Annotated in this window: 12 protein-coding genes and 1 pseudogene; 8 read left to right on the top strand and 5 right to left on the bottom strand. The window is 45.5% G+C overall.

Features of this window, described 5'->3' with window-relative positions:
• Nucleotides 1–170: 170 nt before the first annotated feature.
• Nucleotides 171–905: a class I SAM-dependent methyltransferase gene (locus ACFQZT_RS15225; protein WP_379301262.1), complete on the top strand. Its 735-nt coding sequence runs from the start codon at nucleotides 171–173 to the stop codon at nucleotides 903–905.
• A gap of 14 nt (nucleotides 906–919) precedes the next feature.
• On the opposite strand, the gene ACFQZT_RS15230 is transcribed toward ACFQZT_RS15225, so the two are convergent.
• On the bottom strand, nucleotides 920–1,870 hold the full coding sequence (locus ACFQZT_RS15230) for a helix-turn-helix transcriptional regulator (RefSeq protein WP_379301265.1): 951 nt from the start codon (nucleotides 1,868–1,870) through the stop codon (nucleotides 920–922).
• Nucleotides 1,871–1,997: 127 nt separating this feature from the next.
• Here ACFQZT_RS15230 and ACFQZT_RS15235 point away from each other — a divergent pair, with 127 nt between their 5' ends.
• Nucleotides 1,998–2,516 carry a DinB family protein gene (locus tag ACFQZT_RS15235; protein ID WP_379301267.1) on the top strand — a complete coding sequence of 173 codons (519 nt, stop codon included), beginning with the start codon at nucleotides 1,998–2,000 and terminating at the stop codon, nucleotides 2,514–2,516.
• A gap of 135 nt (nucleotides 2,517–2,651) precedes the next feature.
• Nucleotides 2,652–2,930 (top strand): annotated as a pseudogene (locus tag ACFQZT_RS15240) (isocitrate lyase/phosphoenolpyruvate mutase family protein); the annotation flags it as partial.
• Between the two features lie 14 nt (nucleotides 2,931–2,944).
• On the opposite strand, the gene ACFQZT_RS15245 reads toward ACFQZT_RS15240, so the two are convergent.
• On the bottom strand, nucleotides 2,945–3,100 hold the full coding sequence (locus ACFQZT_RS15245; RefSeq protein ID WP_379301269.1) for a hypothetical protein: 156 nt from the start codon (nucleotides 3,098–3,100) through the stop codon (nucleotides 2,945–2,947).
• Between the two features lie 164 nt (nucleotides 3,101–3,264).
• Between ACFQZT_RS15245 and ACFQZT_RS15250 the strand changes: the two genes are divergently transcribed.
• The 3 genes from ACFQZT_RS15250 to ACFQZT_RS15260 all read left to right on the top strand — a co-directional run bounded on the left by ACFQZT_RS15250 (nucleotide 3,265) and on the right by ACFQZT_RS15260 (nucleotide 5,454).
• Complete coding sequence (locus ACFQZT_RS15250) at nucleotides 3,265–3,729, top strand: YiaA/YiaB family inner membrane protein (RefSeq protein ID WP_379301271.1); 465 nt, start codon at nucleotides 3,265–3,267, stop codon at nucleotides 3,727–3,729.
• Nucleotides 3,730–3,832: 103 nt separating this feature from the next.
• Nucleotides 3,833–4,573, top strand: a complete 741-nt coding sequence (locus ACFQZT_RS15255) for a carbon-nitrogen hydrolase family protein (protein WP_379301291.1) — start codon at nucleotides 3,833–3,835, stop codon at nucleotides 4,571–4,573.
• Between the two features lie 299 nt (nucleotides 4,574–4,872).
• On the top strand, nucleotides 4,873–5,454 hold the full coding sequence (locus tag ACFQZT_RS15260; RefSeq protein ID WP_379301273.1) for a TetR family transcriptional regulator: 582 nt from the start codon (nucleotides 4,873–4,875) through the stop codon (nucleotides 5,452–5,454).
• 501 nt (nucleotides 5,455–5,955) lie between these two features.
• On the opposite strand, the gene ACFQZT_RS15265 is transcribed toward ACFQZT_RS15260, so the two are convergent.
• From ACFQZT_RS15265 to ACFQZT_RS15275, 3 genes are all read right to left on the bottom strand, one after another.
• Nucleotides 5,956–6,783: a DJ-1/PfpI family protein gene (locus ACFQZT_RS15265; RefSeq protein ID WP_379301275.1), complete on the bottom strand. Its 828-nt coding sequence runs from the start codon at nucleotides 6,781–6,783 to the stop codon at nucleotides 5,956–5,958.
• A 108-nt stretch (nucleotides 6,784–6,891) separates the two neighbouring features.
• Complete coding sequence (locus ACFQZT_RS15270; protein ID WP_379301277.1) at nucleotides 6,892–7,524, bottom strand: DUF2306 domain-containing protein; 633 nt, start codon at nucleotides 7,522–7,524, stop codon at nucleotides 6,892–6,894.
• A 46-nt stretch (nucleotides 7,525–7,570) separates the two neighbouring features.
• Nucleotides 7,571–8,611 carry a DJ-1/PfpI family protein gene (locus ACFQZT_RS15275; protein WP_379301279.1) on the bottom strand — a complete coding sequence of 347 codons (1,041 nt, stop codon included), beginning with the start codon at nucleotides 8,609–8,611 and terminating at the stop codon, nucleotides 7,571–7,573.
• Between the two features lie 224 nt (nucleotides 8,612–8,835).
• Between ACFQZT_RS15275 and ACFQZT_RS15280 the strand changes: the two genes are divergently transcribed.
• Both ACFQZT_RS15280 and ACFQZT_RS15285 read left to right on the top strand, forming a co-directional pair.
• Nucleotides 8,836–9,522, top strand: a complete 687-nt coding sequence (locus ACFQZT_RS15280) for a response regulator transcription factor (RefSeq protein ID WP_379301281.1) — start codon at nucleotides 8,836–8,838, stop codon at nucleotides 9,520–9,522.
• Nucleotide 9,523: 1 nt separating this feature from the next.
• Entirely contained in the window at nucleotides 9,524–10,855 is a 1,332-nt protein-coding gene (locus ACFQZT_RS15285) for a sensor histidine kinase (protein WP_379301283.1), read from the top strand.
• The last annotated feature ends 174 nt before the right edge of the window (nucleotides 10,856–11,029 follow it).

The following is an 11,029-nucleotide window of genomic DNA, read 5'->3' on the forward strand; positions in this document are numbered from 1 at the left end:
AATCGTCCATCGAATGGAGGTCGGGCGGAACGCAAGATTGAAAAGGAAATTCTGATTATGAGGAGGCGGGTAGTATTGTTTTATTAAAATAAAAATATCGTTAGATACCCTCCATGGTTTGAAGTTAAAATATAAGTAGGTTATTAAATCATTTGGAGGTTTCGGTTATTGTGAAACAGAACAAATACGATGATTCCGGGTTCTTCGAGAAATATAGTCAGATGCCGCGCTCGCTGGGCGGATTGGATGCTGCCGGTGAATGGACCGCCTTTCGTACATTGCTTCCGGATCTGCGCGATAAAAAGGTGCTTGATCTTGGCTGCGGTTTTGGCTGGCATTGCCGTTTTGCGCGCGAACGTCAGGCGCGATCGGTGGTAGGCGTAGATCTTTCGGAGAATATGTTAGAACGAGCTAAAGCTATGACTGACGATCCACAAATTGAATACCGGCGTCTTGCAATCGAAGACATCGACTTTGCTGAAGGAGAGTTCGACGCAGTGATAAGTTCTCTTGCGCTCCACTATGTAGAGAACTTCGACATCATTTGCCGTAAAGTTTATCATTGCCTTGCACCAGGTGGTACCTTCGTGCTATCGGTTGAGCATCCTATCTTCACCGCGCTCGCCGCACAAGATTGGTACTACGGCCAGCAAGGCGAGAAGCTGCATTGGCCTGTCGACAACTACCACAATGAAGGTCCGCGGCAGTCCAGATTTTTGGACAATGATGTCATCAAATACCATCGCACCGTTACCACCCATATTAACTCATTAATTGAATCCGGGTTCAAAATTATGAAGCTTTCCGAACTTCAACCAACCCAAGATATGCTGGATAAGAATTTTGCCTGGCAAGAAGAAATTCGGCGCCCGATGTTCTTATTAATTTCGGCAGTAAAAGACTAGGAACTTTTGAAAGTTCAAAGATAGCGCTGTCTGATAGTATCTATTTTTTGTTTTATATAATCTATAGCTTCTACAGGTTCCACAATCCTTGCTTCTCCTCCCAGCTGCCATACCAAATCCACAAAAAATGCTATTTTCTGAACAGGAATCCGAAATCGCAGGGTTCCTCTTCCATCTTCGTGAACTTCAATATGAGAACCGAACCAAACATTGGTTTCAAGCGAACGCACGGCTTCCTCACTTAACTCTACGATCAAGTCGCGCTGATGATCAAATCGAGTTAAATCCGGTGTGATCCAATCAAATACCGATCTGCCGCTCAGATCCTGCCGGTAAGGAAGCGTATCATTCAAACTGGCGAAGCCGATGCGGTCCGCTCGGAAAAGACGATACGTTCGACGCAAGAAGCAATAGGCCGGACAATACCAGTATCCTTCGCTCGCATAGAGACCGACCGGTTGAATATCTCTTTGCGTTACTCCATCACCGGATTTATATGTAATGGTCACGACGCTGTCGTTCATGATTGCTTGAAGCAAGGTCTGGAGACAGTCCGCGGACATCGTCCGACGAGGACTCCAGATCACGACCCGATTCCTGAGTCGGTCGATTTGTTCCTTCGCATCGGCAGGCAAGTAATGATAAAACTTGTGAATCGCAGAAGCCGCACTTTCATCAAAGGGGACCGAGCCAAAATATTGCAGCGATTGGCAGGCAAAAAACACGGCGACCGCTTCGTTCTCCGAGAAGGCAATCGGCGGCAGCATCCTTTCCTGCAGCAGCCGATAACCGCCGCCGCGGCCCTGCACCGTATAGATAGGAAAGCCCACTTCGCTAAGTTCCTGCAAATCTCGGGTAATCGTACGCGGAGACAAGCCAAACTCGTCGGCAAGCTCCTTGACTGTAAACGACTTTTTTGCGTTGATCACCATCATTAGTCGAATGAGACGCTGTGATTTTATCAAAATAAACTCATCCCTCGCCGCACATTTTCTTTCATTTTACCACGCCAAATAAGCCAAGATTTGACTTATTTACGTGCTATAGTCATTAGCGAAGCAACTTTTGCACATATAGAAAGGATGAGAGAAGATGAATCTGGAAATTTCCCGTATCATGAACCTTCTTTTTGAAGAAATGGAGCTTGCGCTCACCACGACCTGTTCATTGCTTTCCATGATCAAAGAGGAGCATTGGGAGTATCGCCCCCGCGAAAATATGCGGAGTTTAATTGAGCTTGCCCGTCATCTCGTTCATGTGCCTGCACAAGAACTAGCCATCCTTCAGGAACAATCCATGGAGCAGGTAAGAGGTCTTGTCGTGTCCATCAGGCATCTAAAAGATGCAGCTGCCTTATCGGATGTCATGCATCGCGGAGTCGCTGCGTTAAAAGACTACATGAATTCCTTGGATGAAACGGAGCTCCTTTACAAATCGACCGCCCCCTTTTTTGCCACACATCAACCGGCTGTCCAGATCAAATGGCTGATGGAGATCACCACGCATCTTTATCACCACCGTGGCCAAATGTTCACCTATATGAAGCAGCTGGGCCTGCCAGTATCCATGCGCGATCTATATGGACCGGCTTCGGATTCCTGGAAGTTATAATCTGACGAAGGAAAAGAATATGAACAATATTAAACTGTTTCAAAAGCTGCACGAGTCGGATGAACTGTTGCTGCTATTTAGAATCGGGCAACGGAGCTGAAGCAGGTCACGGATCGATGCGATCTCCTGTCCAAAATAAGGGCCACCCTAGAGAATCATGGTTTCGACCATTTTTATATCAACGCCAGAACCGACACCTATATTCTGAATCAAGAAGATCCTCTGAGCGAAACACTGACTCGGGCAAAAGCTTTTTTGGAGAGCGGCGCAAGCGGGATCTTCGTCCCGGGGCTAAAGGATGAGGAAGAAATCAAATCCATCGCATCCTCCACACCCGCACCTCTTAATGTAATGTCAATGCCTGGTCTTACCAGTGTCGTTAAGTTGAAGGACCTGGGAGTGGAAAGGCTAAGTCTGGGAGGATCGTTTTACAGGAAAATGTCATCGCTGTTGGAGCGATGCGCGGTAGAGATGCTGGAATCTCGGAATACCGCGATCTTATTCGAATAATCGACTAAGCACGTATGAGAATTAATATGGATAAACCAGAAGGCTGCCGGCATATCAGGCAGCCTTCTCTGCATTTTAAGAAAACCTGGACGTTTAAACTAAGGTACTAGATGAAAATAAGCCTTTTCACATGCTGCCCTGTAAGTTAATATTTGTAAAAGAGAACCAATTTTGATTATAAACTAAAGATTTGCATACCATTTTAGGTTGTTCGTAACCTTAAGAGGAGGACCCCCAAATGTACCCAAAGTATCAAAGACGCAACACAGTTGCTTTTACAGCCGCTTCTTATTTCGCACTTGCCGCAGGATTGTTCTTATATTGCCTCGGTATCTACAATGCTGATTGGCAATTAAACGTCAAAGGTTACTATTTGTTATGTATGTTCTTAATCACCATTACAAGTATAGTTACCCAAAAGGTGGTACGGGACAACGCGGAGGACAGAGAACTAAAAAACGAAAATCCTAAACATCGTATGCGTAACACTCCCGCCTTCACAGGAATGGCGATAGTCGGTTTAATAATCGGATTCGGCATGTTTTTCATTGGACTATTTAACGCTCCATTCGAATTAAACGTCAAAGGTTACTACATTGCCGTTATGCTTTTGATCTCCTACAGCTCTATTGGGGTACAAAAAGTTACTCGCGATAATGCTGAAGACAAAGAAATCTTGGAAAATCAAAATTTGAATGGCTGATTATAACATATTTGTTGAGGTCTAATATACGAAGTTATTCGGATTATTGCTGCAATTGCATCGGGGAAGTAGAAACGAAGAACGGAGGTAGTTTCGACTGAAAATAGCGGTTGCTCAAATGATGCCCGAGAAGGGTAACATCTTGAAAAATATTGAAAAACACAAAGCACTTATCTCTCTTGCAGCATCTGGCCAAGCAAGTGCAATCTTTTTCCCGGAACTTTCTGTGACGGGCTATGAACCCGAACTTGCATTGGATTTAGCGACAGACCAATACGATCAAAGATTTGATGATTTTCAGCACATTAGCGATAAAAATCATATTACAATCGGGATCGGCGTACCGACGAAGTCCGTCTCAGGAATTCTCATCAGCATGATAATCTTTCAACCTAACCAACCCAGACAAACATATTCGAAGCAAAAATTACATGCCGATGAATTCCCATACTTCGTTGGTGGCCGTGAACAACTAGTTTTGACTCTAGATGGTACCAGGGTTGCTCCTGCTATTTGCTATGAGTCTCTGCAGATCGAACATGCAGAACAAGCAAATAAGCTGGGGGCAAACGTTTATCTTGCAAGCGTAGCTAAGTCTCGAAATGGAGTTAGCAAAGCAATGAGCCATTACCCGCATATTGCAAATACCTATTCAATGACCGTTTTGATGGCGAATTGTATTGGGTTTTGTGACAATTTTGAAAGTGTGGGGCAATCAGCAGTATGGAATAATCAAGGACATTTAGTTGATCAGCTTAACGACACAAACGAAGGAATTATCATATATGATTTAACAACGAAATCACTCATAAAGAAACAATATTTAGATGTGTCTGACTGCTAACCGAACAGGTTACATGGATGCTTAGGTTTAGATTGTTACAACCTCATAAGTTCATTACGTTCCCTCGAGAAACGATAGTTTACTAATCATGCAAATGCTGCCGCGTAAGTAACGGCAGCATTCTTTATTTAAATTCAACAAGTGCGTTAAAGTTATGTTTTCCAGCAACTCAAGGATTATCGCGGAGTGCGCCGACGCTGAAATCAGTCGCGAATAGATCTAACTAACCGGTTTGTCTATCGAACGATTCGTGTGATATATTGTTAAATACAAAATGCATGAACAAGGAGGTACATCCTTTGAGAAACGCTGAAGCAACAAAAGAGCGGATTTTAGAAGCAGCAATGGAGGAGTTCTCCTCCTATGGCATCGCTGGCGCACGTGTGGATCGCATTGCAAAGAACGCCGGATGCAACAAGAACATGATCTATATTTACTTTGAAAATAAAGAGACCCTTTTTACAACTGTTCTTCAGAATAACCTGACACGTGTCTATGAAGAAATAACCTTCACACCTGATGATCTTCCCGGTTATGCGGCGAGGGTATTTGATTTTGCTATGGCACATCCCGATATATTTAGATTAATGACTTGGTACGGGTTGGAACAAAAGGTCGTTAACTTAACCGAGCGTGCCTCTGTCCAACAAAAGAAAATAAAAGAGGTAATGAATGCGCAAAACGCCGGGTTGGTAGGAACGACATTCACCCCTGGTTTTCTTTTGACTGCTATCATGGCCTTAGCTACATCATGGACAGAAACAAACCCTTTTGGTCCGTCGTACGACCCAAATGCTTTGAAAACGCCAAACGAGACAAGGGAAGCAATCGGCAAGGCCGTTAGTTTGATGATTAAAGTTGATGAAGGCAACTCAAATTAAGGAAATAATCATTCTCGGTTGGCTGAATCCAGCAATCGTCAATTATACATTAGATTTGTTAAACTGGCCCTGTTGTTAGGTTCTCCTGCTGCAGATCAGCTATGCGTGGGGTAACCTTCGGTTACCAGCTGGACAAAGAACAAAGGTCGTTGATAGTGAACAAGTTTGACGCTAAATTTCGGAGAAATGGCCATTTCGGGGCTCGAACGAACAAAAGTCCATAAACAACGAACAATCTTCGCTAATTATGGACTTTTATTCGTTCGAAGCCTGATTGGTGATCATTTACCCACCAAGTGCGTCAAAATGTTCTCTATTAGAGACCTTGGTTCTTTCCACGACGCGTAAGGGGGAACTCTAGAAATGTTGGGTATTATATCCAATTTCAAAACGCCCTCTGTCGGAGAGGTAAGTTATTTTTCCAGTGACGGAAAACACTTATCTTGCAAGGCTTATGAATTATGAAATTGATTCTTTAGTTGCGTTTATCGAAAAGGTTCCTCACTTTTCGGGAGTACTCGCAGAATTAGAAGTTGGTTGTTTTTCTTCTGACGCTTTTGGTCTCGTATTAAAATCGATCGGCGCAATGCCTTCCGCTTTCCACACTGTGCCTCTTTTCTCGTATTCGAATAACTTTTCTACGGCATTTGCGATTTGGGGCCCTAACTCACGATCGACCAAATACAAGGCCACGTCAAGACCCGAAGTCACGCCTCCCCCACTCACGAAGCGAGGACTATCTTCAACGACTCTTGCTTCAACTGGAATTGCACCGAGAGCTCCTAACGCATCCATGCCTATGTGATTGGTGACCGCATGTCTATCTTTCAACAAACCTTGCATGGCAGGCAGCAATGTACCTCCACATACGGTAGCCACAGTGACTTCCTTATTATTAAAAGCTTGTTTCAACATACCCGGTAAGCCTGTCTTCATAGCCTGTCTTAATATGTTCGGAATGGCATCTTCCGAATTTCCCCCCGGCTTGCCAGAAGCTCCAGGCACCAAAATAATTCCCGGACGATTCGGGTCTAATGCGGCTTGCGCTTCGAGGGCGGGCCCATTCAGACCGCTCGGGACAGAACGCTTACCTTCTGCGGATACCAATTCCACAGTAACTGCTCCTTTTGAGTACATTCCCGCGGCAGCGAATACTTCATATGGCGCTAATGCGTCCATCAGATCGAAACCATCGAATAATACGATTTGAACATGTCTGCTTTTGTTCTTGGATGCATCATTTTTCTCTTTTGTTTCCGCACTTGCAGCAGGGCCGACTAGACTTAAAACTAGTGCCAGCGCCATGAGTAGTCCCAAAATTTTTTTCATCTTTATACCAATTCCTTTCGTATAGCTCAAGGCATAAACGCAATAAAATTCGTTAGCCTTAAGGGATTTTTTTTTCTTCACATAGCTTCATATAGCTAGGGGTAACCGTTACCTCTCTGATTGACCGATCATTCTAATGATGACGTTAGGAATGACCAACAGCAGCACGATGGAACCGTAAACGCCAATTGTATAGCCAGTAGAGTAACCGAGACCGAATCCCTGATGAAAAAGGGAGGTGATGAGATGAATCGACATGTTCGTAAAACAAAAGGCGTAACTTCGGATCATCCAGTTCCGGTGCCGGATCATCCGTTTCTTTTTGATTTGGACGAGCGCCATAATGGTGATAAGCAGCCATATAATATTAAGCACATTGAACCCCATGCTGCTTATTTTTCCTCCGGTGGCGTAAGGCGCCATGTACCCGGAAGTAATCACGACAAGAAGTACGGACACTAAATAAACATAGCCGTTAATGCGATGAAACTTGCGGCTTTTTTCAAAGATTCGTTTGGAAAAGTTGAGCAGCCCCGCCGCCATGGCGATGCAGGCAAACGCAACATGAACGTGCATAACGCTTAACCAGACCGGAAGATTTAACTCGCGCTTCAGCCCGGTTTTATAGCTTAAAAATACCTCTGCTCTGGGATCGATCATATAATTAGTCACCAAGGCGTAAAGGATAAATAGAATACTGACGAAGGCTAAAAGCCCATATAATGTTTTCCGCTTCTTCATGCAATCCTAAACCCCCACGGCTTCACTTTTATTATCACTACACATTTCAAGGCAAGGAAACCCGCTTGCCTGTTAATTTGGATGCCGGCAGTATGCCGGCCCTGGCGACCCCGGTCATGTCATCTCCGCCCGCGGCAACTTCGAATTTCAGATTTAAGCGCATGGGTTTCGTGATATGTAGCGACCAGATCAGCTTATTGTCCTTAAGTACGGGGTTTATAAATTCGACCGTCTCTCCCCCTTGTGTTGCCTTGCCTTGGATCATCCCATTACTTGTGGAGATGGTGAGCTTGACCTGCAGTTTCCCGACTGGGGCAGCGATTGTCGTGTCCCAATCACCGTCGAAGATAGACGCCTGCGCGATATTGTCATGTGGGGTGTCGTGAGTCATTACCGCTTGATTCTTTGCGATGTTCGTCTCTTCACCCGTCACTGCCTGATGAGAGCTAGGCGCAATTCCTTTTTCCCGCCAAACCGTTCCCCTCCGTTCATATTCGAACAACTGCTCTACCGCGTGTGCGATACGCGATCCAAGCTCGCGTTCCACCAGATACAGCGCTACATCGAGTCCCGAAGTGACGCCGCCGCCGGTTACCAGGTTGCCGTCGTCCACTACGCGTGCGGGGACGGGAATGGCACCGGTTGCTCCTAGTAAATCCATGCCCATACGGTGCGTTACTGCCGGTCTGCCTTCCATGAGCCCTCCCATGGCCAGCAACAGGGAACCGCCACAAACCGTGGCGACGACGATGTCCTTTTGCCCGATTGCCTGCCCGATCATTCCGGTCAATTCTGTATTCATTGCTCGCGTTAGAATAGCCGGGATCGAATCGGGGCCATCTCCTTCGACGTCCCCTGACGCGCCAGGCACGAGAATGATATCCGCACGTTCCGGGTTCAGTCTGCCGCTCGCTTCAATTTTTAATCCGTTGATGCCGCTAGCCACGGACCTCGGCCCTTCGGCGGTGACGAATTCTACGTTTAGCGCGTTTTCAGCATACATGGCAGCGGCGCAAAAAACCTCGTAAGGTGCAATGGCATCCAGAAGGTCGAAGCCGTCAAAAAGCACAATTTGAACTGTTAACATCTATACACCTCCTCGTATTTAAAGACTTCATCAGTTACTGCGTGGGACAAGTCACTACCCGCGATATTTGCCGTCCGTGTACGCAAGAAGAATCATAACAAATGAATCTCTCAAACGAAGATGTAAAAAGGTAACAAAAATATAAACATTCCATCACAAAATATGAGATTACGTTCGCTCTTGTAGAAAAAATGATAAACTAGGACGCAAAGGTGGGATCGTTCATGAGCGAAGTAAGTACGATACTGGTTGTAGACGATGACCAAAGTATCGTTGAATTATTGAGAGACTTTTTAGAGTACGAAAATTTTCACGTTATAACCGCTTGCGACACCGCTGAGGCTTGGGCCTTGTTTGAGCAGAGTTCCATTCATTGTATTGTTCTTGACATCATGATGCCGGGACAAAACGGATTTGAGTTATGTCGCCGGATCCGGGCGGTGAGCAACGTTCCAATCCTTTTCTTAAGCGCACGCAGTGATGATGTGGATAAGATTCGAGGGCTGACGCTCGGCGGCGATGATTATATCGTCAAAAGCGCTTCGCCTGGTGAGATCATAGCCAGGGTCAAAGCTGTATTGCGGCGTTCTGCTTCTCAGCAGCAAATGAATGAAAGGATCTTGGATTTTGGCCGCCTCAAGCTAAATCTGTCCACAAGAGAAGTGATCGTGGAGGGGAAGAAGGTAGTGCTCACGCCGAGGGAATATGAGTTGCTGCGATTATTTGCCGAACACCCCAGACATGTTTTTTCATATGAACAGATCCTTGCAAAATTTTGGGATGGGGTGGGCGATAAGCATACGATTAGGGTGCATCTCGGTCGACTTCGCGAAAAAATCGAATCCGATCCGAACCGCCCACAATTCCTGGTCAACGTTTGGGGAGTAGGGTATCGCTTCGAGGGAGGATAAAATGAGAACGCTGCGCATTCGAACATTTACTATGCTGATCTTTATTTTCATAATGTTGGTACCATGGATCTTTTTACTTACAGCTCACTTCTTGGAGACGAAAACGCTCAGCTACCCCAGTAATGGGTTACAAGATGAGATTCAGCAAAGAAATTTGACCGATATCATCCAACTGATCGAAACGAACCCGGACCAATGGAGGGATCCGAATTGGCAAAACCAATTGTATAAAGAGTTGCAGCAAGCGAAGATGGAGGCGGCTATTCTATCTGCGTCCGATCAGGATATTTTCCGGTCTAATCCGGAACGCCATGGCTCTTTGTCGTCAACCGAAAGGTTCGCCATCATTGAGAACGGTCATTTAATCGGAAAAGTCATCATTTATCTCCCGAAGTCGAATACGGTTCAGATGATTTCGATGTTTGCCGGGTTATTGCTAGCTATCTTTATTATCGGTATTGAAATGCGAAGGTTCCTTCTTAAGCCCCTCGAAAAGATGAGCTTGGCAGCTAGGCAAATCGCCGCAGGAGATTGGGATGTAAAGCTGCCTTTGTCCAGGATCACCGAAATCTCAGAAGTACGCGACGGATTTGAAGTGATGGTGAAGGGGCTTCAACAATCTTTTCAAAAACAAGCGGAATTGGAAGAAGAACGTCGATTTGTCATCGCCGCTGTCGCGCATGATTTACGGACCCCATTGTTTGCCTTACGAGGTTATTTGGATGGTCTGGAACAAGGCATTGCACAATCTCCGGAGAAAATAACAAAATATCTGGCGATTTGTAAGGAAAAATCGGCGCAATTGGACCGGCTGGTAGAGGACCTTTTCACATTTACAAAGATGGAGTATGTGGAGATGAACCTACACAACCAGACGGTTGATTTTAAACTCTTACTTCAGAAGTCGATTGACAGTCTAATTCCGCTAGCCCGGCAAAAGCACATTTCGATCTCGAACCATGCTGCAGACGGTTGCTTCATTAGCGGTGACATGCACTTATTGGAGCGTTCTATCAACAACCTCTTGGACAATGCAGTTAGACACACACCCACCAATGGTGAAATAGCTGTTCAATGTTATAAAGAGGATAATAGAGTAAAGTTTACGATGCGTGATACAGGGCCGGGCTTCTCCTCGGAAGAACTGCAACGAGTTTTTGAACCTCTCTATCGCGGCGAAGAATCCAGAAACCGTTCAACTGGAGGCAGCGGACTAGGGTTAACCATTTCACAAAGAATTGTACGACGACACGGAGGCGAACTCTCCGCAGGCAACCATCCGGAGGGTGGAGCATTGCTAACAGGTTGGATACCCGTAGCTGCTCCAGATTAAAAATTGACCTTATTAGTCAGCCGTTACTCCGTTGATGCCGAGAAAACTCGGAAAAACTCTAGAATGGAGGAACAAATGAAAACATTGCCCGAACGAAATGGGCAATGTTTTTTGTGTGCGCCCAGCATGGGCGCTATCTATAGGGTTCAAGTCCCGAATGGCGAAGGCAGTAGT

This window comes from Paenibacillus sp. GCM10027628, from assembly GCF_042676385.1.
Lineage (GTDB): Bacteria > Bacillota > Bacilli > Paenibacillales > NBRC-103111 > Paenibacillus_E.

Coding starts and splice junctions, on each gene's coding strand:
- ACFQZT_RS15270 (WP_379301277.1), bottom strand. CDS start 7,524: ATGAAGAAGCGGAAAACATTATATGGGCTTTTAGCCTTCGTCAGTATT.
- ACFQZT_RS15280 (WP_379301281.1), top strand. CDS start 8,836: ATGAGCGAAGTAAGTACGATACTGGTTGTAGACGATGACCAAAGTATC.
- ACFQZT_RS15250 (WP_379301271.1), top strand. CDS start 3,265: ATGTACCCAAAGTATCAAAGACGCAACACAGTTGCTTTTACAGCCGCT.
- ACFQZT_RS15245 (WP_379301269.1), bottom strand. CDS start 3,100: ATGCAGAGAAGGCTGCCTGATATGCCGGCAGCCTTCTGGTTTATCCAT.
- ACFQZT_RS15265 (WP_379301275.1), bottom strand. CDS start 6,783: ATGAAAAAAATTTTGGGACTACTCATGGCGCTGGCACTAGTTTTAAGT.
- ACFQZT_RS15285 (WP_379301283.1), top strand. CDS start 9,524: ATGAGAACGCTGCGCATTCGAACATTTACTATGCTGATCTTTATTTTC.
- ACFQZT_RS15275 (WP_379301279.1), bottom strand. CDS start 8,611: ATGTTAACAGTTCAAATTGTGCTTTTTGACGGCTTCGACCTTCTGGAT.
- ACFQZT_RS15235 (WP_379301267.1), top strand. CDS start 1,998: ATGAATCTGGAAATTTCCCGTATCATGAACCTTCTTTTTGAAGAAATG.